This window comes from Vreelandella neptunia, assembly GCF_022489065.1.
Taxonomy (GTDB): Bacteria; Pseudomonadota; Gammaproteobacteria; order Pseudomonadales; family Halomonadaceae; genus Vreelandella; species Vreelandella neptunia_A.
In genome coordinates this window covers 66,902-90,710 of record NZ_JAKVTW010000018.1, presented here as the reverse complement: position 1 = coordinate 90,710, position 23,809 = coordinate 66,902, and the positions used below count along the sequence as shown (strand labels likewise).

General features: G+C 53.4%; 22 protein-coding genes. 17 read left to right on the top strand and 5 right to left on the bottom strand.

All coding sequences use genetic code 11. From position 1 onward, the window contains the following. Positions 1–32 precede the first annotated feature (32 nt). From leuB to MLE19_RS18905, 13 genes are all read left to right on the top strand, one after another. A complete protein-coding gene (gene leuB / locus MLE19_RS18965; protein ID WP_240719678.1) occupies positions 33–1,112 on the top strand; it encodes a 3-isopropylmalate dehydrogenase in 1,080 nt (359 codons plus the stop codon). Between the two features lie 205 nt (positions 1,113–1,317). Further along, positions 1,318–2,430 carry an aspartate-semialdehyde dehydrogenase gene (gene asd, locus MLE19_RS18960; RefSeq protein ID WP_240719677.1) on the top strand — a complete coding sequence of 371 codons (1,113 nt, stop codon included), beginning with the start codon at positions 1,318–1,320 and terminating at the stop codon, positions 2,428–2,430. 182 nt (positions 2,431–2,612) lie between these two features. Continuing rightward, a complete protein-coding gene (locus MLE19_RS18955) occupies positions 2,613–4,718 on the top strand; it encodes a type IV pilus assembly protein FimV (protein WP_240719676.1) in 2,106 nt (701 codons plus the stop codon). 9 nt (positions 4,719–4,727) lie between these two features. Then, positions 4,728–5,666 carry a tRNA pseudouridine(38-40) synthase TruA gene (gene truA, locus MLE19_RS18950; protein ID WP_240719675.1) on the top strand — a complete coding sequence of 313 codons (939 nt, stop codon included), beginning with the start codon at positions 4,728–4,730 and terminating at the stop codon, positions 5,664–5,666. Continuing rightward, positions 5,663–6,301, top strand: a complete 639-nt coding sequence (locus tag MLE19_RS18945; protein ID WP_240719674.1) for a phosphoribosylanthranilate isomerase — start codon at positions 5,663–5,665, stop codon at positions 6,299–6,301. The genes truA and MLE19_RS18945 overlap by 4 nt, the downstream gene beginning before the upstream one ends. Before the next feature lie 191 nt (positions 6,302–6,492). Further along, positions 6,493–7,680 (top strand): tryptophan synthase subunit beta, encoded by a 1,188-nt coding sequence (trpB, locus tag MLE19_RS18940; RefSeq protein ID WP_240719689.1) that lies wholly within the window; start codon positions 6,493–6,495, stop codon positions 7,678–7,680. 23 nt (positions 7,681–7,703) lie between these two features. Continuing rightward, complete coding sequence (gene trpA, locus MLE19_RS18935; protein WP_240719673.1) at positions 7,704–8,507, top strand: tryptophan synthase subunit alpha; 804 nt, start codon at positions 7,704–7,706, stop codon at positions 8,505–8,507. A gap of 94 nt (positions 8,508–8,601) precedes the next feature. Beyond that, the gene (accD, locus tag MLE19_RS18930; RefSeq protein ID WP_240719672.1) at positions 8,602–9,621 is read left to right on the top strand and encodes an acetyl-CoA carboxylase, carboxyltransferase subunit beta; all 1,020 of its coding nucleotides are present in this window, start codon (positions 8,602–8,604) and stop codon (positions 9,619–9,621) included. Then, the gene (gene folC / locus MLE19_RS18925) at positions 9,614–10,963 is read left to right on the top strand and encodes a bifunctional tetrahydrofolate synthase/dihydrofolate synthase (RefSeq protein WP_240719671.1); all 1,350 of its coding nucleotides are present in this window, start codon (positions 9,614–9,616) and stop codon (positions 10,961–10,963) included. Before accD ends, folC begins: the two co-directional genes overlap by 8 nt. Continuing rightward, on the top strand, positions 10,950–11,651 hold the full coding sequence (locus tag MLE19_RS18920) for an SPOR domain-containing protein (protein WP_240719670.1): 702 nt from the start codon (positions 10,950–10,952) through the stop codon (positions 11,649–11,651). Before folC ends, MLE19_RS18920 begins: the two co-directional genes overlap by 14 nt. Before the next feature lie 3 nt (positions 11,652–11,654). Then, positions 11,655–12,230 carry a CvpA family protein gene (locus MLE19_RS18915; protein ID WP_240719669.1) on the top strand — a complete coding sequence of 192 codons (576 nt, stop codon included), beginning with the start codon at positions 11,655–11,657 and terminating at the stop codon, positions 12,228–12,230. Between the two features lie 80 nt (positions 12,231–12,310). Further along, positions 12,311–13,831 (top strand): amidophosphoribosyltransferase, encoded by a 1,521-nt coding sequence (purF, locus tag MLE19_RS18910; protein WP_035579689.1) that lies wholly within the window; start codon positions 12,311–12,313, stop codon positions 13,829–13,831. Between the two features lie 12 nt (positions 13,832–13,843). After that, entirely contained in the window at positions 13,844–15,055 is a 1,212-nt protein-coding gene (locus tag MLE19_RS18905) for an O-succinylhomoserine sulfhydrylase (protein WP_240719668.1), read from the top strand. Positions 15,056–15,173: 118 nt separating this feature from the next. Here MLE19_RS18905 and MLE19_RS18900 read toward each other — a convergent pair whose 3' ends face one another. Then, positions 15,174–15,452, bottom strand: a complete 279-nt coding sequence (locus MLE19_RS18900; protein WP_240719667.1) for a hypothetical protein — start codon at positions 15,450–15,452, stop codon at positions 15,174–15,176. Between the two features lie 354 nt (positions 15,453–15,806). Here MLE19_RS18900 and MLE19_RS18895 point away from each other — a divergent pair, with 354 nt between their 5' ends. The 3 genes from MLE19_RS18895 to MLE19_RS18885 all read left to right on the top strand — a co-directional run bounded on the left by MLE19_RS18895 (position 15,807) and on the right by MLE19_RS18885 (position 18,483). Beyond that, positions 15,807–16,373, top strand: coding sequence for a cytochrome b (locus tag MLE19_RS18895; RefSeq protein WP_240719666.1), 567 nt, complete (start codon positions 15,807–15,809; stop codon positions 16,371–16,373). 79 nt (positions 16,374–16,452) lie between these two features. After that, the gene (locus MLE19_RS18890) at positions 16,453–17,037 is read left to right on the top strand and encodes a YceI family protein (RefSeq protein ID WP_240719665.1); all 585 of its coding nucleotides are present in this window, start codon (positions 16,453–16,455) and stop codon (positions 17,035–17,037) included. A 111-nt stretch (positions 17,038–17,148) separates the two neighbouring features. Continuing rightward, positions 17,149–18,483 carry an MATE family efflux transporter gene (locus MLE19_RS18885; protein ID WP_425356823.1) on the top strand — a complete coding sequence of 445 codons (1,335 nt, stop codon included), beginning with the start codon at positions 17,149–17,151 and terminating at the stop codon, positions 18,481–18,483. On the opposite strand, the gene MLE19_RS18880 is transcribed toward MLE19_RS18885, so the two are convergent. The 4 genes from MLE19_RS18880 to MLE19_RS18865 form a co-directional block, all read right to left on the bottom strand. Then, complete coding sequence (locus MLE19_RS18880) at positions 18,480–19,964, bottom strand: NCS2 family permease (RefSeq protein ID WP_240719663.1); 1,485 nt, start codon at positions 19,962–19,964, stop codon at positions 18,480–18,482. The two genes, MLE19_RS18885 and MLE19_RS18880, sit on opposite strands and share 4 nt — an antisense overlap. 187 nt (positions 19,965–20,151) lie before the next feature. Continuing rightward, positions 20,152–21,342 (bottom strand): aromatic amino acid transaminase, encoded by a 1,191-nt coding sequence (locus tag MLE19_RS18875; RefSeq protein ID WP_240719662.1) that lies wholly within the window; start codon positions 21,340–21,342, stop codon positions 20,152–20,154. Beyond that, positions 21,343–21,681 carry a 4a-hydroxytetrahydrobiopterin dehydratase gene (locus MLE19_RS18870; protein WP_240719661.1) on the bottom strand — a complete coding sequence of 113 codons (339 nt, stop codon included), beginning with the start codon at positions 21,679–21,681 and terminating at the stop codon, positions 21,343–21,345. It lies immediately after the preceding gene. A 32-nt stretch (positions 21,682–21,713) separates the two neighbouring features. Continuing rightward, on the bottom strand, positions 21,714–22,616 hold the full coding sequence (locus MLE19_RS18865; RefSeq protein ID WP_240719660.1) for a GGDEF domain-containing protein: 903 nt from the start codon (positions 22,614–22,616) through the stop codon (positions 21,714–21,716). Positions 22,617–22,861: 245 nt separating this feature from the next. Between MLE19_RS18865 and cobA the strand changes: the two genes are divergently transcribed. Further along, positions 22,862–23,683 (top strand): uroporphyrinogen-III C-methyltransferase, encoded by an 822-nt coding sequence (gene cobA, locus MLE19_RS18860; protein ID WP_240719659.1) that lies wholly within the window; start codon positions 22,862–22,864, stop codon positions 23,681–23,683. The last annotated feature ends 126 nt before the right edge of the window (positions 23,684–23,809 follow it).

The following is a 23,809-nucleotide window of genomic DNA, read 5'->3' as shown; positions in this document are numbered from 1 at the left end:
AGTCTCTAATAATTAAATGCTAAGGATTTTGCATGACACATAAGGTTTTGTTACTGCCGGGTGACGGTATTGGCCCCGAGATTGCCGCCCAGGCGGCACGCTTGTTGAAGGCGTGCCAAGAAGCTGGCTTGGATATTGAAGTAGAAGAGGCGCTGGTAGGCGGCTCCGCCTACGATGTGCATGGCGATCCACTGCCGGCGGAAACGCTGGAAAAAGCCAAAGCCGCCAGCGCTATTCTGCTGGGTGCGGTAGGTGGCCCTAAGTGGGACAAAATTGAAGACCTCTCCAAGAGGCCTGAAAAAGGCCTGCTGGGGCTGCGCAAGAATCTAGGCCTGTTCGGCAACTTGCGTCCAGCGATGCTTTATCCGCAGTTAGCTAGCGCTTCCAGTCTCAAGCCTGAGCTGGTGGCGGGTCTGGATATCATGATCGTCCGCGAGCTCACCGGCGGTATCTACTTCGGCCAGCCCCGGGGTATTGAAGTGCGCAACGGTGAGCGGGTCGGTTTTAATACCTATATCTACTCTGAGAGCGAAATTGAGCGCATTGGTCGCGTCGCTTTCGAGATGGCCCAAAAGCGTGGCAAAAAGCTCTGCTCGGTAGATAAAGCCAACGTGCTGGAAGTTACCATCTTATGGCGTGAAGTGATGGAGCGTTTGGCGCCAGAGTACCCAGACGTTGAGCTTTCGCACATGTACGTGGATAACGCCGCCATGCAGCTGGTGCGCGCCCCCAAGCAGTTTGACGTGGTGGTGACTGGTAATATGTTTGGCGACATTCTTTCCGATGCCGCCGCGATGCTGACCGGCTCCATCGGTATGCTGCCTTCAGCTTCGTTAAACGAAAGCGGGCAGGGCATGTACGAGCCATGCCACGGCAGCGCGCCGGATATCGCCGGTCAAAACGTGGCTAACCCGCTGGCCATGATGCTTTCGGTGGCCATGATGCTGCGCTACTCATTGAATGAGAATGCCATGGCAGAACGCATTGAAGCCGCTGTGGGCAGCGTGCTGGATGATGGTCTTCGCACCGCAGATATTGCCTCTGAAGGTATGCAAACCATCGGCACCGATGCCATGGGCGATGCGGTGTTGGCAGCGTTTTCTAAGCAATAAATTAGCGACTGCGTTAAGGGCGCCTGGGACAAGCCGTAGAGGGGGTCATTTGCCATGGATGGCAAATGTAGCGCCCAGGGATGGGTTTACAGCGCCCCCTCCAAGGCTTGTCGCAGGGATAGCCCTTAACCTATCTACTGACTTCAAAATCAGCGTAAAGAAGTGTGTATAATATAAAGACTCATTCTTTGCAGGAGGACTTCATATGTTGAAAGTCGGTTTCGTGGGATGGCGCGGCATGGTGGGCTCTGTATTAATGCAGCGCATGCTGGAAGATGGTGATTTTAAGGGCATCGAGCCGGTTTTCTTCACCACCTCCCAGGTTGGTCAGCCCGGCCCCGATATCGGTGTGGATGTGCCTCCGCTTAAAGATGCCTTTGATATTGAAGCGCTCAAAGCGCTAGATGTCATCGTGACCTGCCAGGGTGGTGACTACACCAAGCCGGTCTATAAAGATCTGCGTAACGCAGGCTGGAAAGGCTACTGGATCGACGCCGCCAGTACCCTGCGTATGGAAGATGAAGCGACTATCGTGCTAGACCCGGTCAACCGCAAGGTCATCGACGACCAGCTAGCCAAGGGTGCTAAAACCTTTGTGGGCGGCAACTGCACCGTGAGCCTAATGCTTATGGGCTTAGGCGGTCTGTTTGAAGCCGATATGGTCGAGTGGATGACCTCCATGACCTACCAGGCGGCTTCAGGCTCGGGCGCTAAGCACATGCGGGAGTTGCTCAACCAAATGGGTCAACTGCACGACAGCGTTGGCGAAGAGCTGAAGGACACGTCCAGTGCGATTCTGGATATTGATCGTAAAGTAACGGCTGCAATGCGCAGTGGGAGCTTCCCGACCGATAACTTTGCCGCGCCTCTGGCGGGTAGCCTGCTGCCGTGGATCGATACCAAGTTAGACAACGGCCAAAGCCGCGAAGAGTGGAAGGGCAGCGTTGAGACCAATAAGATTCTTGGCCTCGGCAACAACCCGATCCCCATCGATGGCCTGTGTGTTCGTATCGGCGCGATGCGTTCGCATAGCCAGGCGTTCACGATCAAGCTGAAGCATGATGTGCCGCTGGATGAAATCGAAGACCGCATCGCCAAGCACAACGAGTGGGTCAAGCTCATTCCTAATGATAAAGATGCCACCATTGCTGGTTTAACGCCTGCGGCTGCCACAGGCACGCTGCAAGTTCCCGTTGGCCGCTTGCGCAAGCTGCAAATGGGCGGTGAATACCTGTCAGCCTTCAGCGTAGGTGACCAGCTACTCTGGGGCGCTGCAGAGCCGCTTAAGCGTATGCTAAAAATCCTGCGCGAACAGTAATCGTTCATTGCTGCAGGTCAGTCGAAAACGGGAAGCTGTTCGCAGCTTCCCTTTTTTTTATGCGTCTATCTACCACGGTAGTGTGAAAAACGGCGTTATTTCGTTAAGTTAAGATAAAAAAGACGTAATACAATAAGCTTGCATCCATGGTAAAAAAGTAAGTAAGCGATCAGGGAACATTCATGAAAAAAACACTGACATGGATTACATGGCTCTCATTGAGTGCAGTGAGTCCTTTTGCGCTAGCCGTTGGGCTAGGGCAGGCGAGTGTCAGCTCGTATCTGAATGCGCCTTTAGATGCCTCGATCCCACTACTGGAAAGTAGTGAATACGCGCTAGATACTATTCGTATTGATGTTGCCGAACCGGCTGATTTCGCTGCGGCAGGTCTTGAGTGGACGCCATTAGCAGCCAGTGTTCGCGCTCAGGTCGTGGAACACCAAGGGCGGCGTCAGGTGCGCTTAAGTTCTGAGCAAACGATGCAGGAGCCCTGGCTTGATTTGCTGTTAACGGTTGAGTTTCCAGGCGGGCAGCAGTTTCGCGACCTCACATTGCTGTTTGATCCCAGAGATTATGCGCAACAGCAGTCTCAGAATCAGTCTCAAAGTCGGTTTCAAAACCAAGCTACCCAGTCTCAGCCAAGCACGGTTCAAGCCCAAACGGCGAGCTCGACGCAGCCGCCTGTAAGCGAGAATAGTACTGCCAATAGGGGCGCGGGTAACAACAGCGCGTATATTGGCAGTGGTGATACGTTATGGGGTGTTGCCGAGCGCGTTAAACCCCCAGAGGCTAGCGTTCAGCAGATGATGGTAGCGCTGCTTGAGGCTAATCCTGAGGCCTTTCCATCGGGCAATATAAATGATATGCGCGCAAGCCAAACGCTGCGCATACCCGATACAGAGCGCATTCTGGCGCGCTCTCATCTCAATGCCGACACTGCTATTACAGCGATGAATGAAGCCTGGCGCTCACGCCGCAATGGCTCTTTGCAGGCTGTGTCGCTTCCTAGTGTCGATGTCGACGCTGTTGCAGTGACTGCCAGCCAAGCCTTGGTCGCTAATGGTGCGAATGAGCCAACTAATGCGCTCGCCGCTGGCGGCTCGGAAGCGGATGAACCAGAAGTCGGCTTGCCTGAAGAGAGCGTCGTAATGAGTGACCCCGCAGCGCTTGAAGAAGCCGAAGGGCCGGAAGCGTTGACACGTACAGAGCTGACCGAGCAACTGCGCCTAAGCCAAACGATGCTTCAGCAGGTGCTTGATGAGCGAGAGTTAATGCGCGCTGAGCTTAAAGAGTTGCGTGGCGAAGTTGCCTCATTGACTCAGGCGCTTAGCGATGCCTTGTCTGCTCAACAGGCGCCACCGGAGCCACTCGTTGCGAGTATGGATGAGACGGATAGACCGGGTATGGTGGCCTTGTTTGAGCGCTATCAGTGGCCGCTGGCCCTGGCTGCCATTGCCCTGCTTTTAGCCCTGCTGGTGTGGCTACGTAAGCGGCGTGAAGAGACGTGGGATGACGTTCCGTTGGCGCATCCAGTGGTTAAGCCAACAGTGTCGCCCAGTGCCGCGCCCGAAACAAAAGCTATGCCCGACGCGGTTCCCGTCACCTACCCTATCCATGCGAATAGTGATAGCGCTGATGAGCCGCTTGGGGAGAGCCGCCAGCCCGTATCGGTTCAAAACGAGATGGCGGCCGAGCCTGAGACGGATACAGCTGAGGCAGACACGGCTGAGACAAGCACAGCGCCGCCGCTAAACACGGATGAGTGGTTGGTCGATCATCAAGAACAACTACCTGAGCAAACGAGCACGCACAGTTATGAAAAAAGTCAGGCTGCCGGTCTGGCGGAGCAGGGCAGGCAGCGGCGTATGGGGCTGCAGGCGGTTCCCAATGGCGGCTATACAAACGTTTCGTTAGCACCACCGCCTAGTTCTGCTCCCATGAGCCAAATGCTGGCTGCTTTTGGCGCCCCTTTGCAAGAGGATCCCCCGTCTATTGATGAGCCAACGCCCCACGCTTCTGAAAGTGAGTCCAAAGCCTCAGGGGACGACGGGCATCGCTTTATCGATTATCACCCGCCGATTTTAAACAGTACCTTTACCAGCCAAGATAGCCCGCACGCTGAAACTCCCATGCAGCCTTCGGTAGAGTTCGACAGACAGCCTTATGCGGCGCCCCTAACGTCTGCGAAACAACCGCGCCGGCCAATTGAAGAGGAGTGGGAAATTGAAGAGGTAGCATTCAAGCCGCGTGGCCTGGATAATAGCGAACCTTCAAAATCTTCAAAATGATGTGGCTTGATGACGCTGTTCTATCACTTCGATGAGAAAATTCCGCTTACTGGCCGTTTGGCAATGGGTATTGAGTACGACGGTACCCATTACTGCGGCTTTCAGCGCCTAAAGCACGCCGCCTCTGTCCAGGCTTCGTTAGAGGCTGCATTGTCAAAGGTGGCCAATGAGCCTATTCAGGTGCATGCCAGCGGTCGCACCGATTCGGGAGTGCATGCAACGCGCCAAATCGTGCATTTTGACCCCACCGCGGGGCGTTCTGAGAAAGCCTGGATTTTTGGTGCCAACACCCAGTTACCTCGCGACATAGCCGTGCGCTGGGTGAAGCCCGTGGGCGACGACTTTCATTCGCGCCTGTGCGCCCTGGGGCGCCGCTACCGCTACGTGCTGCTGAACCAGATTAGCCGCCCCGTACTGGAGCGCGCCAATGTGACCTGGTGCCGTGATCCGTTAGACGCTGATGCCATGCACAGGGCCGCCCAGGCCCTGGTAGGGGAGCACGATTTTTCCAGCTTCCGCGCCGCGGGTTGTCAGTCCAAAACACCCTGGCGACATATGCACTTTGTTGACGTAAAGCGCTACGGCCAGCTGGTGATGATCGATATCCAAGGCAATGCGTTCTTACACCATATGATCCGGAATATTGCCGGTGCGCTGGTGAGCGTGGGTCGCGGTACGCAAAGCGAAGCCTATATCGGCGAGTTGCTGGCGCTGCAAAACCGCCGCAAAGGTGATGTCACTGCTCCTGCCTGCGGGCTGCATTTTGTCGATTCGGTTTACGATGAGCGCTTTGATCTGCCTAAAGAGCCGCTGGGGCCTCATCTGCTCTCATTTACCGGTGAATGGACGGGAGAGCGTGAGCTTCCTGATACGCCGCGGGTTGCCTATCGTCGCAACCGCACACTCAGTAACAGGTCGGTTGGCCCTGAACAGGAGGCGTCACTATGAGTATCACTCCGCTAGCCCGCACCCGAATTAAGTTTTGCGGCTTTACCCGCAGTGAGGATATTGACCGGGCCGTAGCGCTGGGCGTAGACGCTTTGGGCTTCGTCATGTGGCCAAAAAGCGCGCGCAGCGTGAGTGTTGAGCAATTGGCAGCTCTTGCTGCTCGCGTGCCTGCGTTTGTAACCCGCGTAGGCCTCTTTGTTGATCAGCCTGCTGAGCTTGTAGAGCAGTGTTTACCCTATCTCGACATGCTTCAGTTTCACGGTAATGAAACGCCCGAGGAGTGCCAGCGCTTTGCTCGTCCCTGGATGAAAGCACTCCGCATGCGCGACGAGATAGATTTACTCCATGAAGCGCAGCGCTATCATCAAGCACAGGCGCTGCTGTTAGATGCCTATCGCCCGGGAACGCCTGGGGGCACAGGGGAGACCTTTGATTGGTCGAGAATCCCCGCAAATCTTGCAAAACCTGTTATCCTCGCCGGTGGGTTGAGTGCTGGTAACATTGCTGATGCTGTGCGTCAGGTAGCGCCTTATGCAGTGGATGTATCTGGCGGTATTGAAGCCTCACCCGGCTGTAAAGATGCCGATAAAATGGTGTCTTTCGTGCGTCATGTGGTCTTAGCCGACGCCCGTTAGGATTCGCTACATACGTTTATGTGTGGCTAGTTTGTGTGTAATTTATACGTATTGCTTGTGGGTAATTTTATAGAGCTACGTGTTTACGTCGATTCATTTATTGTTTGCCTGTTCTGGCGATCTTGTGAGGTATCCCTGTGACTGTTTCTGCGACGCCTGCACCAAAAACCAAGTTCAGTGACCTGACCCGAATGCCGGATGCCCGTGGTCATTTTGGCCCTTACGGCGGTCGGTTTGTGTCAGAAACCCTCAGTTTTGCATTAGAAGAGTTGGAGAAAACGTACTTAAGCCTGCGTGATGATCCTGACTTCCAGGCCGAGTTCGATTACGATCTTGCCCATTACGTGGGGCGTCCGTCACCGCTTTATCACGCAAAACGCTGGTCGGCGAGTCTTGGAGGCGCGCAGATTTGGCTTAAGCGGGAAGATCTAAATCATACCGGCGCTCACAAGGTTAACAACACGATTGGCCAGGCACTGTTGGCCAAAAAAACCGGCAAGCCACGTATTATTGCTGAAACCGGGGCCGGTCAACATGGTGTTGCCTCAGCAACCGTGGCCGCGCGTCTAGGGCTTGAGTGCGACGTTTATATGGGGGCTGAAGATGTTCAGCGGCAAAAGCTGAACGTCTATCGTATGCGCTTATTGGGCGCTCGAGTGATTCCGGTAGAGTCTGGTACTCGCACCCTCAAAGACGCCATGAATGAAGCGTTGCGCGACTGGGTCACCAACGTTGATAACACTTTCTATATCATCGGTACCGTGGCAGGCCCGCACCCTTATCCGCTGTTGGTGCGCGATTTCAATGCGGTAGTGGGGCGTGAAGCGCGCCGTCAGTCGCTGGAACAGATCGGACGTCTACCCGATGCATTGATTGCCTGCGTTGGCGGCGGCTCTAACGCCTTGGGTCTGTTCTACCCGTTTGTGGAAGATGACGACGTAGCCATGTATGGCGTTGAGGCCGGTGGCGATGGCGTTGAAACGGGCCGCCACGCTGCACCGTTGGCTTCTAACGCGCCGCGCGGCGTCCTGCATGGCAACCGCACCTACTTGATGTCGGATGAGGCTGGTCAGGTATCCGATACGCACTCCATTTCAGCTGGTCTGGATTATCCTGGCGTAGGCCCCGAGCACGCGCTGTGGAAAGACGTGGGCCGGGTCTCTTATGTAGCGGCTAACGATAAAGAAGTGCTCGAAGCGTTTCGAGAGTTGACGCGTATGGAAGGAATTATGCCAGCCCTTGAGTCGGCCCATGCGCTGGCCCATGCCAAGGTGTTGGCGCCTACCATGCGCCCTGACCAGCATATTGTGGTCAACCTCTCCGGGCGTGGCGACAAAGACATCATGACAGTTGCTAAGATTGATGGCATCGAATTTTAAGGGCAGCTTTTTTAAGGGCAAGCATGAACCGTATTGATCAGCGTTTCAGTGAACTTAAACAGCAGGGTCGCAAGGCCCTGATCCCTTACATCACCGCAGGGGATCCAGCGCCGCAGTATACCGTGGGCTTTATGCATGCCCTGGTGGAAGCGGGCGCTGATGTGATTGAACTTGGCGTGCCGTTTTCCGATCCAATGGCCGATGGCCCGGTGATTCAAAAAGCCTGTGAGCGTGCATTAAAGCAGGGCACACGGCTGATTGATCTTATGCAGATGGTCAAAGAGTTTCGTCAAACCGATACCACAACACCCATAGTGCTCATGGGATACTTAAATCCTATTGAGCGTATCGGCTACGAGAACTTTGCCGATCAGGCTGCCAGCGCGGGTGTCGACGGTGTTCTGATTGTCGATATGCCCCCGGAAGAGGCCGATGAAATCGGGCCGCTGCTGAAATCTCGTGATTTGGCGGCGATTTTTCTTGTTGCGCCTACCACTTCTAACGAGCGAGCCGCTACAATATGCGCCCATGGTGAAGGCTACCTATACTATGTTTCGCTGAAAGGCGTGACAGGAGCTGCCACTTTAAACGCAGACGATGTTGCCGAACACTTGGCACCGCTGCGTGGTATGACCGATTTGCCGCTTTGTGTCGGTTTCGGTATCCGCGACGGTGCGACCGCCGCTGAGGTGGCTAAAGTCGCCGATGGTGTGATTGTAGGCAGTGCCTTGGTTAACCGGATCGCCGAAAGCCAGGACGCGCCGGAAACCATTGCGGGCCAGTTGAAAAGTGTATTAGCAGAAATGCGTACGGCGATGGATGCCTAAAGCTAGACGCTTTGTCACCTATACTGAATAGATAAACGACACTCATCAAGCCTGGTTTTGCCAGGCGTTGACGTATAACGGAAGCCTTTTTGATATGAGCTGGTTAGACAAGATCGTACCCTCCATGGGTCGTATCCAGCGTAAAGACCGTCGCGCTAGCGTGCCCGACGGCCTCTGGCGTAAATGTCCCAAGTGCGAAGCGGTTCTCTATCTCCCTGAGTTAGAGAAACATAACAGCGTATGCCCCAAGTGCGATCATCATCTGCGCTTGACGGCACGCAAACGCTTGGACTGGTTCTTGGATAAAGCAGGACGCGAAGAGATTGCGGCGGAAATCGAACCTAATGATCGATTGAAATTCCGCGACTCTAAGAAATACAAGGATCGCCTGACGGCGGCGCAAAAAGATACCGGCGAGAAGGATGCGCTGGTCGCTATGCGCGGCGAGTTGGACGGTTTGCCGGTAATTGCCGTTGCCTTTGAATTCACTTTCATGGGCGGCTCAATGGGCGCGGTGGTCGGCGAGAAATTTGTACGTGCTGCGACCCTGGCGTTGGAAGAGAATATCCCGCTGGTGTGCTTTGCCGCCTCCGGTGGTGCACGGATGCAGGAAGCACTCTTCTCGTTGATGCAGATGGCCAAAACATCAGCCGCGCTTGAAAAGCTCAAGCAAGCGGGAGTGCCATATATTTCGGTGCTAACGGATCCTGTATTCGGCGGTGTATCTGCCTCGTTGGCGATGCTAGGTGATTTGAATATCGCCGAACCCAATGCGTTGATTGGCTTCGCAGGCCCACGGGTAATCGAACAAACAGTGCGTGAAACCTTACCAGAAGGTTTCCAGCGCAGTGAGTTTCTGCTTGAACATGGCACTGTCGATATGATCGTTCATCGTCATGAAATGCGTGCCCGCGTGGGCAACGTACTGCGTAAGTTAACGCATCGCGATGCGACCCCCGTTAGTTCGTTGGCCACTGACGATCTGGATGTTTCTGAACCCATCGTTGAAGAAGCGACGTTAGCGGACACTGCTAATGTGACCTTTGAAAAGGTCGATGCGGCGAAGAAAGACGCTACCTCCGCTAAGAGTGATGATCATTCACGCAATGCCTGACTCTCTAGCACCACACTCTTTGCAGCCACGCTCCTTACAGCAGTGGCTGCAGTATTTGGAAACCCTGCACCCGGTTGGTATTGATATGGGGCTGGAGCGGGTTTCCGAAGTGGCAAAGCGTATGGGGTTGCTTTCAAGCTCAATTGCCCCTCGCGTTATTACGGTTGCAGGTACTAATGGCAAAGGGTCTACCCTTGCCATGGTAGATAGCGTTGCCCGTGCTCATAACCTGCGAGTGGGTACTTATACCTCGCCGCATTTATTGCGCTATAACGAACGCGTCAGAATCGATGGTCAGGAAGCGGACGATCAACTGCTTGTACAAGGGTTTGAGCAGGTTGAACGTGCGCGATTGCAGGATAGTGAAATTAGCCTGACCTATTTCGAAGCGGGCACGTTATGTGGGCTTTGGTGCTTAGCCAACGCGAAGCTAGATTTGGTGGTACTCGAAGTAGGGCTTGGCGGACGGCTTGATGCGGTCAACATCATTGATGCGGATGTCGCCATCGTGACGACCATCGCCCAGGATCACGCCAGTTTTCTGGGCACGGATTTAGCTCAGATTGGGCGCGAAAAAGCCGGTATTTTTCGTGCTCATCGGCCGGCCGTATTAGGCAGTCAAACGTTACCCGCAAGCGTTGTCGAGTGCGCCCAAGCGTTGGCTGCGCCTACGTTTGGTTTGGGTCAGCAATTTGTTCATCAAGTGATGGATAACGGTAACGAGCGCTCTCTATGGCGTTGGCAGGGTCAGGATTCACGTGGTCAATATGTTGCCATCGATGAGCTTCCTTATCCTGGTCTGCCGATTGATAACGCTGCCACGGCCTTACAGGCGCTGTTGCTGGCTGAGGTCGATTTGACTCAAGCTGGTGTGCAAACGGGACTTGCAGCGGTTGAACTAGCAGGCCGCCTGCAATGGGTAGGTCCGTGGTGCCTTGATGTAGGGCATAATCCCCATGCTGCCGAGTATGTGGCGCGTCATTTGCCCGCGCCACCAGCAGGCGGCAGGCAGTGGGGCCTTATCGGCATGTTGAATGATAAGGATATTGACGGTGTCATACAGGCATTATCTGCCCGCATAAGCGATTGGGTGTGCGTGACGCTGACAGGTGAACGAGGTTGCCTGGCAAGTGAGTTGTCGCAACGTATTATTGCTCAGGGAGGGCGGGTACACTTTTGCGCAGATTCGCCGCAAGCTGGCGTCGATTGGTTCGCTAATGTGTTAACGCCCAATGATCGTGTCTTGGCTACCGGGTCGTTCTTTACTGTAGCGGCACTACTAGCTCGGCCACTGCCAACAGGCGCCGCGTCGCTTGATGGAGACGGAAATGAAATACGGTAAAACCGAACGCATTAGCGGTATTGTAATTTTACTCGCGCTGCTGGCGATTTTTGTGCCTTGGCTAATGAGTGACCCTGCGCCCCGAGAAGATCGCCCTCAGCCGAGCTTTGTGATTGAACAGCCGGTTGAAGTGGAGCGACAGAACGTGCCCGCACCAGAGCGGCCTTCAACTATTACCGAGTCTTCATCATCTCCAGCACCCAGTGTAGAGAGTGATGATGGCTTTATCCCTATCGATGCTAATCCGCGGGAACCGCAAACCGATCAAATAGCTGCGGGCCAATCGCCCTCCAGCCCAGAAGCGGCAGGATCCAGTGAGCCTGATGACACCCAGGCTATCTCCGATAGCGATCCTATCGCGGATTTAATTGCCACCAATAGTGGAAGCGGCCAAAGCAGTGCTGAAAGCTCGTCGCAAAGCTCGTCACCAAGTGCCTCCAGCCCTTCGGCAAGCGCTCAGGGAGAGTGGGCGGTGCAAGTGGGGAGTTTTGGCGTGCCAGCGAATGCCCAGCGGCTTAGCGCTCAACTGTCAGAAGCAGGTTTTAGCGTCTATCAACGTGAGCGTGATAACAACATGACCACGGTTTTTGTAGGCCCATATGCCACCTCCGAAGACGGTGAATCAGCCATGTCCTCGATTAAAGAACGCGCCAATGTTCAGGGTCTTCTTGTTCGAGTAAGAGATTAACCCATGGCGTTAACCTGGATTGATGCGGTGTTCCTGGCCGTGCTGGCGCTGTCGATGCTAGCCGGTTTTGTAAGAGGTTTTGTTCGTGAAGCGTTAGGATTGGCCGCCTGGGTAGTGGCTTTAATGGTTGCCAGAGTGCTGGCTGAACCCGTGGCCGAACTGATGAGCGGTTTTATTGAAAGCTTTGATGCCCGTTTAGTGCTCGCTTTCGTGCTGGTGATTTTTGCCGTCATTTTACTCTGTGGCATTGTGATTCGCTTGGTCCATGCCGCGGTAGAGTGGGTAGGGATGGGCCTTTTGAACCGCGTGGCCGGGGCTGCTTTCGGGGTTGCGCGGGGGGCCGTCATTTTACTCGTGGCAACGGTGTTGATCACGCTGACGCCGTTGTCTGAGCTACAGGCGTGGCAACAAGCCGAACTGCGCCCAACTTTTATTCAATTACGCGACTGGGCGGTCAGCCAGTTAGATCAGTGGGATCGTGAACTCCCCGAGGCGCCCGCGTCGCTGCGCGATATTTCTCTACCCGAACTGCGTCTGCCCGGTGGGTCGCAGCGGGATGTTATCCCGGCAGGTGATTGACCTGCTACTGAAGTTGATTCTACGAACGTACGGGTTTGCTTAGGTGTAGGCAAACCATGGCATTAAGCGAGGTAACGTGAATGTGCGGTATAGTGGGCCTTCTGGGCAAGCAGGCGGTAAATCAGGGAATCTACGATGCCCTGACCGTACTTCAGCATCGTGGCCAGGACGCTGCCGGCATGATGACGTGGAGCGAGGGACGCTTCCTACTGCGCAAAAGTAACGGCTTGGTGCGCGATGTATTTCACACCCGTCATATGGCCCGTTTGAAAGGTAATCTGGGCATTGGCCACGTGCGTTACCCAACGGCTGGCTCTTCTAGCGAAGCCGAGTCACAGCCGTTCTATGTCAACTCTCCTTATGGTATTGCGCTGGCGCATAACGGCAACTTGACCAATTCCGAGCAGTTGAAGCAGGAGCTGTTCTCGACCGATTTACGCCACATCAATACCAGTTCTGATTCTGAGGTGCTGCTCAACGTGTTTGCCCATGAGCTGGGCAAGCAGGGGTTGCATCTGGAAGCGGAAGATATTTTCGACGCCGTGCGTCGTGTTCACCGTCGCTGCAAAGGTGGCTATGCCGCCGTGGCGATTATTAACGGCTTCGGTATGGTGGCCTTCCGTGACCCCTTCGGTATTCGCCCGGTAGTGTTTGGCACTCGCGAAGAGGAGAACGGTCAAGCGGTGATGATCGCTTCTGAATCCGTTGCACTGGACGTCGGTGGCTTCGAGCTTGAGCGCGACTTGTCTCCTGGCGAAGCTATTTTTGTCGATATTGAAGGCAATATTCACACTCAAGTTTGCGCTGATCGCCCACAGTTACGCTCGTGCATTTTTGAACACGTTTATCTAGCCCGCCCTGATTCGCTGCTCGATGGTGCCTATGTTTACGGTACTCGCATGCAGATGGGCCGTAAGCTGGGCGACCGCATTCTTAACGAGTGGCCCGATCACGATATTGATGTGGTTATTCCAATCCCCGATACGTCACGCACCTCTGCCCTTGAAATGGCACAGCACTTGGGTGTGACCTATCGTGAAGGCTTCATGAAGAATCGCTACATTGGCCGTACCTTTATTATGCCGGGGCAGACCCAGCGTAAAAAATCGGTACGCCAAAAGCTCAATGCTATAGACGTTGAGTTTAAAGGCAAAAACGTCCTGCTGGTGGACGATTCCATTGTCCGTGGCACGACCTGTAAGCAGATCATTCAAATGGCTCGCGATGCAGGCGCGCGTAAAGTTTATTTTGCTTCAGCAGCGCCCCCGGTGCGATTCCCTAACGTTTACGGCATCGATATGCCAGCGGCGTCTGAATTGATTGCCCATGGTCGTAGCGAAGAAGAAGTGGGGGATTTGATTGGCGCTGACCGTATCTTCTATCAAAACCTGGAAGATCTAAAATCGGCGTGCCGCGAAGTGAATCCTGAAATGGAAGAGTTTGATTGCTCGGTATTTGACGGCAACTATGTGACCGGCGATATAGACGACGCCTACCTGGCCGCCTTGGAAGCTAGCCGTAATGATTCTGCCAAGGATCAAAGCGCCGGTGACCATGCCCTGGTTGATATGCATAATCAGGACGATGACCTGGACGATTAGGAGAGAAGCCATATGCATGATGACAATCACCAGGAAGACGGTCACCAGGATGAGTGGTCACTAGAGACGCTGGCGATCCGGGCAGGCCATCAGCGCACCTTCGAGCAGGAGCACTCGGAGCCTATTTTCCCGACTTCAAGCTTTGTTTACGAAAGCGCTGCAGAAGCGGCGCGTAAATTTGGTGGCCAAGAGCCTGGCAATGTTTACTCGCGCTTTACCAACCCAACGGTGCATACCTTTGAGCGCCGCCTAGCGGCCCTTGAAGGCGGCGAACGCTGCGTGGCTACCAGCTCGGGCATGTCGGCTATTCTCTCCACCGCGCTGGCGCTGCTTTCAGCGGGAGACGAGATTGTCGCTTCCCGGTCGCTGTTTGGCTCTACGGTTAGTCTGTTCGATAAGTACCTGGGTAAATTTGGTATTACCACGCGTTATGTGGAGCTTTCCAACGTTGCTGCATGGGAGGCTGCGATTACTCCTAAAACGCGCCTACTGTTTGCCGAAACGCCTTCAAATCCGCTGTCGGAAATTGCTGATATCCCGGCGTTAGCAGCGCTGGCAAAGCGTCACGATGCGCTACTGGCGATAGATAACTGTTTTCTTACCCCGGCGCTTCAACAGCCGTTGGCTTTAGGCGCTGACCTTGTTATCCATTCGGCCACTAAGTATCTCGATGGTCAGGGTCGCGCCATTGGTGGCGCGGTAGTCGGGAGCCATGCGCTGCTTGAAGAAGTGTTCGGGGTGGTGCGCACCTGTGGACCGTGCTTGAGCCCCTTTAATGCGTGGATCTTCACCAAAGGTTTGGAAACCCTGTCACTGCGTATGAAAGCGCACTGTGAAAACGCCTTAATTCTGGCGCGCTGGCTCGATGCTCACCCGGCAGTGAATCAAGTGTTCTATAGCGGGCTTGAGCATCATCCTCAGCACGCCATGGCCAAACGTCAGCAAAAAGGGTTTGGTGCGGTGTTGGGTTTTGAAGTGAAGGGCGGCCAGGAGGGCGCTTGGCAGGTCATTGATGCCACTCGTATGCTCTCTATCACAGGTAACTTAGGTGATGTGAAAACCACTATCACTCATCCTGCGACGACGACCCATGGCCGTTTATCGGATATGCAGAAAGAAGCGGCGGGTATTGCGCCAGGGCTTATTCGCGTGGCGGTCGGCCTTGAGAGCCAGCAGGATATCCAGCGCGATCTTGCGCGTGGTCTGGATGCTTTGGCTAGCTAGTTGATGTTAAGCAATCCGGCGCAAAAACGAAAAACCCACCTTTGATTAAGGTGGGTTTTTTCGCACTTTTGAAACTTAATGGGTTATATGATTTGCAAGTAAAGCACCATCATTTGTTTCAAGAAGCGTTGCGGTGGGGCAGATCTGACAGCGCAATCTGGTCTTCACTATCGGAAGAGCCATTGGCGTGAGAGCTCGGAGCAGCAACGCTGTTTTTCTCTGCATCGCCATTAACTAAAGGCAGATCAGCCGTCGTCATGTGCAGGTTGTCAGTACTGTGATTCGCTGAAGAGCTAGGGTGTACAATCTGGTTAAGTTCGCCAGAGCCCTGTTCAGCTAGAACGGCGGTAGAAGTTAATGTCATGGCAATAGCGGTGATAAGGGTGATTTTTTTCATGATTGGCGCTCTCGATTAGAAAGTTTATGTGCAGTTTTTAAGATCGTTACACAATGTCTCTTTGGACATGCGCTAATAGTAAGCGCGCAAACAAAATGATAAAATTGATTAAATTTGCTGGATATATTCGATTTTATAGAACGAACTACCTTTTCGAATTTTTAGCAAAGCGCTGTGTAAAAATCGTTAGCTGGTTATTCAATGGTTTTTACGAATGAAATATTCTGCTTTTTTCAGAGGTTTTCAGCAGCTTCTAGCGGTAAGGTTCTGGGCGTGGATGAATAGCTTAATCCAAGCTCTGATAGGCGCGTTGGCGAAGTTGAAGTAGCCACAGATAAAATGAGGAATAGCACAATGTGGCGAAATAGTCGCAGCGGGTGGGGATTGATCAGCATTCTGTTTCATTGGCTGAGTGCGCTAACCATTATTGGCCTGTTTGCACTAGGTTGGTGGATGACAGGGCTAGGCTACTACGACCCTTGGTATAATCAGGGGCCCTGGATCCATCGATCAATTGGTATATTGTTGCTGATTGCTACGTTAGGACGGTTAGTATGGCGGTTCATTCAGCCGACACCGAAAGCGGAAGGCCGTCGTTTAGAAACTATAGCGGCTCATATAGGTCATATTTCGCTGTATGTACTTGTATTAGTGGTGATGGCGAGCGGTTACCTAATTTCCACTGCTAATGGTCGCGGCGTAAGTGTATTTGGTTGGTTTGAAGTACCTGCTTTGCTCCACGACCTACCCAATCAGGCAAGACTAGCGGGCGAGGTTCACTGGTATAGCGCATTAGCGCTAATGATTTTAGCCGCAGGTCACGCCTTAGCAGCGTTTAAGCACCACTGGATAGATCGGCATAAAACGTTGGTACGTATGCTGCATCCAGGCTATAGCCGACGTAATGCATCAAAATATTAACAGAATTCGTTTTGACCGCCGTGACGCTAATAGCCCTTTTTTCACGGTGATTATTAAGTAACCCAAGGAGTTGTTTACTATGTTGAAGAAGACTGCATTTGCCTCTGCGATTGCCGCCGCAGCACTGGTTCCATTGAGCCAAGCCCAGGCAGCTGATTATCAAATCGATACCGGAGGCCAGCACGCCTTTGTTCAATTTAAAATTTCTCACCTGGGCTTCTCTTACATTCTGGGCAGCTTTGAAGAGTTTGAGGGTCAGTTTGCTTACGATCCTGAAGATCTCGATGCCTCCTCGGCCGAAATTGAAGTGCAGGTTGATAGCCTAACCAGTAACCACGCTGAGCGTGACCGTCATATCCTGAGCAGCGACTTCCTCAACGCGAGCGAGTTCCCGACTGCCACCTTTACGTCAACCGGCTTTGAGTCAACCGGCGACAGTGAAGGTGTGCTGACAGGCGATCTAACCCTGCACGGTGAAACCCAGGAAATTGAAATGCCGGTTACGCTAATGGGTGAAGGCGATGACCCATGGGGTAACTACCGCGCTGGTTTTGAAGGCAGCACCACGCTGACCCTGGGCGATTACGGTATCGACATGAGCGATTTCCCTGAAACCATGCATGAGCTAGAGCTTTACGTTACATTTGAAGGTATTCGTCAGTAACATCTCACTGTTCTGACTACGCCACCGCCCTTTAAAGGGCGGTGGCGTTTTACGTTAAATCTAAAGAAGTGTTAATCCGTCGAGATAAGGAGAGATTGCTTGGCAGCCGTCATGCATCAAAAAGAGTTGGCGATAACCCTATGGCGCCAAACATGGCCGATGGCTATTGGGGTCTTGGCGCTATTGGGTTTTCAACTTGTTGATAGTGCCTTTATTGCCCGCTTGGGCACTGCCCAGTTGGCCGCGCAGTCATTTACCTTTCCTCTATCGTTTCTGATTATCGGTATTCAGGTCGGAATGGGCATTGCTATTGCCGCGCTTATTTCTAGGGCGTTAGGGGCGGGCGAAGAGTCGCGGGCGAGGCGCTTGAGTAGTTTGGTGCTAATGGCGGGCGGTGGCGTCATCGGCATATTGGCGATCGCGTTATGGGTATTTTATGTGCCTATCTTTCAACTGCTGGGCGCGGATGAAACGACGCTCTCCTATATTCGAATTTATTGGGCGCCTCAATTGCTGTCGGCTTGGTTGGGTGCCCTGCTTTATTTTAGTTACAGCGTATTTCGCGCCCACGGTGATACCCGTCTACCGGGCAAAATGATGGTACTGAGTAGCCTTGTTAACCTTGTGCTCGATCCATTGTTGATTTTTGGAGTAGGTGATTGGGAAGGCTGGGGGCTACCCGGTGCAGCCTGGGCAACTGCCATTGCGTTTTCAGTAGGTTTACTGGTAACCACGCGTAAATTACTTAAACGCCAGTGGGCGGCTCAGCAGGGGCTTTGGATTGAGGCAAAGCAGTCTTGGCGGCCCTTCGCGGGCATTGCCGCACCTGCGATGGTCAGCCAATTGATGCCCCCTTTGGCGGCGATGCTGGCCATTTCTGTGGTGGCGGGCCTGGGCGAAAGTGAAGTGGCAGCCTGGGGCTTGGCGAGCCGGTTGGAAACCCTCTCACTGATGGTGATATTGGCGATGACCATGTCGCTGCCGCCATGGTTAGGGCGTTGCTATGGCGCCGGTGATTGGGGGCAGATTCAGCAGCTTATGCGTTTGGCGGTCAAGGTCGCGTTAGTTTGGCAGCTAGGGCTTGGCATCTTACTGGCTCTGGGAGCACCCTGGCTTGCCATGGCGTTAGCAGGTAATCCTGATGTGCAAACTGAATTGACGCTGCTAATTCGCTTTTTGCTGCCCAGCTACGCAGCGCTTGGTATCTGTATGTTGGTAGTGTCAGCGGGCAATGCGTTGGGCTGGCCGCTACGGGCAATGTTGCTATCGAGTGCTCGGCTATTTATATGTTATTTGCCGTGCCTATGGTTGGGCTCACAGTTCTTCGGTTGGTGGGGGTTAGCGGCAGGGGCGGCTGTAGGTAATCTATTGGCGGGATTAATGGCGTGGCAAGTCATGCGACGTATTTTGTCCCGCCCGCATCGGCAGGCGGGATTCGTCAATTAACGCTGGCGGCCAGCTTCCTGGAAAGCAAAATACACAAACAGCAGCGCCATGCCCAAGTAGCCCATCACGAACTCAGGGGCGGCATTGAGTGACAGTTTAGGGGCGTGCATAAGGCCAAAAAATGAAAAGCCCGCCGCAATCGACGCAAAGGCGGCTGCACGCTTAAACTGATGATCAATGACTGAGACGGTCATAGCACCGAGCAGAATGGCCATAAACATAGCTCCTTGGCCCATCACCACAATGGCGCTGGAAATGTCAGTCACCACCTCGCCAGCACCGCGATTAAAGCGGGTCATCACGTAGTTGGCAAAGTAGGGCAGCATGGCCAATGCAACGGCGGGGTAGTAGCGCGTGTCGTTAGCTTGAAAAGCGGTGGCAATCATCGACATGCCGACAAATACCAAAATCGGTGCGACCACGGAAACGGGAATGATGGCGGCTAGGGCAGCGATTAAACCGAACATGGTGGCCAGCGCATACACTGCGCCGTTGAGCAGGCTGTAGCCGCGGCCTGCGCCCATCCACTTGGCGCCCACCGTCGCTATATAAACCGTGGTGGGAAACACGCCGCCAAACAGCGCGCCGATCATGGTGCCCGCGCCATCAACCGCTTGGCATTCGCGCACATCATACTTATCGCCTGCGGCTTCCATCGCCTCTACGTTGTTCATCGTCTCAATAGCGTTGTACAGCGTAATGGGAAGCACCACTGTTAACACTGCTAGCATACTGGTCAGTAGTAACCCCAGCCCTTCAAACCAGGCTAAGTTGGGGAGCAGCGGATAGAAGCCCAGATGGGTAAACGCATCGCTGAAGCGCTCGGTGCCAGCGTCGCCAATGAGATAGGCCATGGCAGTACCGACAATAATAGCGAATAGCGAGGTAGGCAGTTTAAACGGCATGCTGACCCGGGCGACCAAGCCAACAATAATGATCGCTAAGACCAACAAGCCAATAATCGGCATTTCCAGCGTTTTAAACAACATTTCCCCAGCAATGAACGTTAGCGCGACACCAGCCACCGCGCCGAGCATTGCAGCTCGTGGCAGGTGATGCTGCACCCAGCGGCCAATGACGCTAATGGCGGCTTCAATGGTGCCGCTAATAAAGCAGGCGGCAACGGTGACTTTCCAGGCCATTTCCGCATCGCCGGTCAACTGCTCTGCGGGTAGCAATACGCCAAATAAAAATACGAACATCACCGGTGTTGAAATGCCGTAAGAGAGCGCCGTCACATCCGCGCGGTTCTCCTTGCGTGCCAGTCTGGCGGCGCTCCACGCATAGTAAAAATTACCGACCATTACCGCTACTGCTGCGCCCGGCAGTACTTGTCCGTAAACAATCGAGGCGGGAAATCCCATGCCGAGCATCGTGATGGCGATGATGACAAAGTTGGCAATGTTATTTTGAAATAGGGCGAAGAACGCGTCGGTATCTTCTTTTTTGTACCACGGGTAGTGAGTGCTGGCAGCCGCCATGTCAGGCCTCTTGATTATGGTGTGTTGTATACAAGGCTACGCCGAGTGTGCCGAAGAGTTGACTAATCGGTCAAGTGTCTTGCACACAAAAACGCCCAGGAAGACCTGGGCGTTCGTAGTGCGCTAGTACTTGTTGGTTAAGTGCTTTTTGGCTAAGCACTTGTTTGAATAAGTACTTGGATGCTACCTAGTCATTCACAGCGGCGATCGCTTTAGCTAGATAGGGCAGGTTCTCGTGAGAGAAGCCCGCTACGTTGGCACGACCTGAGCGAACCATGTAGATGCCAAACTCATCGCGCAGGCGATCTACCTGTTCAGGCGTCAAGCCGGTGTAAGAGAACATACCGCGCTGCTCTGCTACGCAGGCGTACTTTTCATCCAGCCCATAGGGCTTAAGAGCTTCTACGAAGTCGCGGCGCAGCGTATTGATGCGGTCGCGCATTTCTGTCAGCTCTTCACGCCATAGCGCAGTTAGCTCGGCGTCGTGGAGAATCTCGCTGACGATAGACCCGCCATGCGCAGGCGGGTTTGAGTAGTTTTCCCGTGCCACGATCGCGACCTGCGAGCGAATGTTGTCCATCTGCTCACTGTCTTTTGCCACCATGATCAAGCAGCCGGTACGCTCACAATAAATACCGAAGTTCTTTGAACAGGAGCTGGTAATGATAGCTTCGTCGAGTTTTTCAGCCAGCAGGCGTACGCCGTAAGCATCCTCATCCAGGCCTTCGCCAAAGCCCTGATAGGCAAAGTCAATCAGTGGCAGAAGTTTGCGCTCTCGCACGATCTCTAACACTTCCTGCCACTGCTCGTGGGAAAGGTCAAACCCGGTGGGGTTGTGGCAGCAGGCGTGAAGTACCACTACGTCGCCTTCTGGAATGTTTTTCAGCGCTGCCCGCATACCGTCAAAATCTAAACGGTTGTCGGGATCGACGTAAGGGTATTTGTGCAGCTCAATACCGGCTGCGGTAAAAATACCGTGGTGGTTTGGCCACGTTGGATCACTTACCCAGATGCCCTTACCTGGCAGCTGTGAGGCAATAAAATCAGCGGCCAAGCGAAGTGCACCTGTGCCGCCAGGCGACTGAGTGGCACTCGCGCGATTGGCTTTCAGTACCGGGGACTCAGCGCCAAACACCATGGGAAGTACGACTTCGCCGTAGCTGGGGGCGCCATGAGAGCCGATGTAGGTTTTCGTCGTTTCATTCTTGAGCAGGCGAGCTTCTGCTTCCTTGACGGCGCGCATTACCGGTGTATTGCCTTGGGTATCGCGGTAAACACCAACGCCTAAATCCACCTTTTGTGGATTGGTATCTTTTTTGAAAGCTTCGATCAGCCCGAGAATGGCGTCTCCTGGGACTCGCTCAATATGCTCAAACATTTATTCGGCTACCTCGTCGGTTCTGGCGGCAAGAATGAAGTCATTTAGGTGCAGGCCCTTAATAGCGTGAGACCACCAAGTGACGGTGGCTTTGCCCCACTCGGTCACAATAACGGGGTGATGGCCAGCCTGCTCTGCAATATCGCCAACGCACTGGGTAAATGCCAATGCGCTAGCAAAGTCACGAAAGGTAAAACTCCGTGACAGCTTCATGATGCCATCGTGCTCGACAATCTGCCACTGGCTGAGGCTTTTTAGCCACTCTAAGGCTTCATCTTGGCTTAGCGGTTGGGTGTTTTTGCTGCACGGTTCACAGGTATGTTCGGCAAGGGCTGTCATGGCTGTTCTCCATATAGCCTAGGTGTTCCTTTCTAGCGTAGGAGGCATACGCAATCGCGACCAATGTCCTTGGCGCTATAGAGCGCTTGATCAGCCCGTTCGATTAGGCTAGTGAGTGGCTCACCACAGCGATATTCAGAAATTCCAATGCTGAGCGTGACATGGCCCGGGCCCATGCCGAAGTCCCGGGCGCTAATGGCTTGGCGTAACCGATCTGCAAGTGTATGGCATTGCTGCAGCGGTGTAAGAGGCAGCACTGCCATAAACTCTTCCCCGCCCAATCGGGCGATCATGTCTTCGCAGCGCAGTAGCGACTGCGCTTGCGTCGCTAGCTGCTTGAGGACGTCATCGCCATGCAAATGGCCCCAGCGGTCATTTAGACGCTTAAAGTGATCGATATCGATCATCATAATTGAAAGCGGTGTGCCGTGGCGGGTGCTGATTGAGGCGACGTTAGTGAGATGCACCATCAATTTTCGCCGATTGGGTAACTCCGTGAGCGGATCTGTATCGCACAACTTACGAAGCCGCTGCTCCTCGAATACTTGATCGCTTATGTCCATCATTATGCCGTTCCACTGCACCCCATCGGGAACCGGCTCTGGATTTGCACTGACGGCTATCCAGTGAGGCTTGCCTGTTGGAAATGGTAACCTAAAGCGTGTTGTGAGAGGCAGCATCCAACGCGCTGAGCGCTCAATAGCCGACATGATTTTAGGGTGATCCTTCCCTGTTAGCTGCTCAACTAGCTGTCCTGCATTTTCTGCGAGCAGATCCCGGTTTATATGTTGGAGTGCCACGCCGCCGCCCTCTAAATAAGGGAAGCGCATATGGCCGTTGCGAGCACGGTGGAATTGAAAAACGACACCAGGGATATGGGGGACTAACTGATCTGCACTGACTCGCTGTGGTTCGTCTATATCATTCACGGGCATGCGTGAATCTCCAAACATATGCCAATTTAAATTTGATCGTGAAGGTTAGACCTAAATACGTTAACAGGATGTAAGCCATTGCAGACAAAATGCCGATTATCCATATTTTATTAGAATAAATATATTCATTTTGTTTATATATTCGATTGAATTCTAAGTAATAGACAATGTGTTATTGGCATTTAATGATAAAATTAATTACTTTTTTGCATATTAAAAACCTTTCTTATTCCTGAGGTGTTTTCTTGGACGTAGGACGAGAGCAAACGTCCCAGCCATATGGCTTGGTTAGTTTAGTAGGGGCAGGACCCGGTGATCCTGAGCTATTAACGCTCAAAGCATATAAACGACTGCAGTCTGCTGAAGTTGTGCTGTATGACCGCTTGGTGAGCGATGAAATTGTTGCGTTCATTCCAACGCAAGCACAGCTTTTTTATGTGGGTAAAGCTCGCTCGCAGCACAGTGTTCCTCAGGATGGTATTAATCAAGCATTGGTGAAATGGGCTCAACAAGGCAAGCGTGTTGTCCGTCTTAAAGGCGGCGATCCGTTTATTTTTGGTCGCGGAGGGGAAGAGCTTGAAGCCCTGGTAGCGGCACAGATCAGTGTTGAAGTGATACCGGGCGTAACGGCAGCATCGGGCTGTGCTGCGTATGCAGGCATCCCTTTAACCCATCGCGATCATGCCCAGTCGGTGCGCTTTGTTACCGGACATTTGCAGCAGGGCGAGTGCGAGCTTGATTGGGATGCACTAGCGCGGCCAGGACAAACCTTGGTTTTTTACATGGGGCTCGGCAGCGTCAACGTGATCAGCCAGGCGCTGGTGAAGCATGGTCTATCTCCACATACACCGCTGGCCTTGATTGAACAGGGGACAACGCGTCAACAGCTCACCCACGTGGGAACGTTATCTGAATTGCCAGATACTTTCTTGGCGGGGCACATTAAACCGCCTACGCTGCTTATTGTGGGCAGCGTCGTATCACTGCATACCAAACTGGATTGGTTTGATGCGCTTACCGGCGAAGCATCGGGCTTTCATGAGGGTAAACATCCACCTTCAGACTAACATCATGATCATTTCTGTCTGGCTGGTAACATACTAGCAACATTTATATACGATTTTACTAACAGACTGGCTAGATACAGTGAGCTGTGTATGCTGAAGGGGAGATCATCCACGGTTAGCGCATTA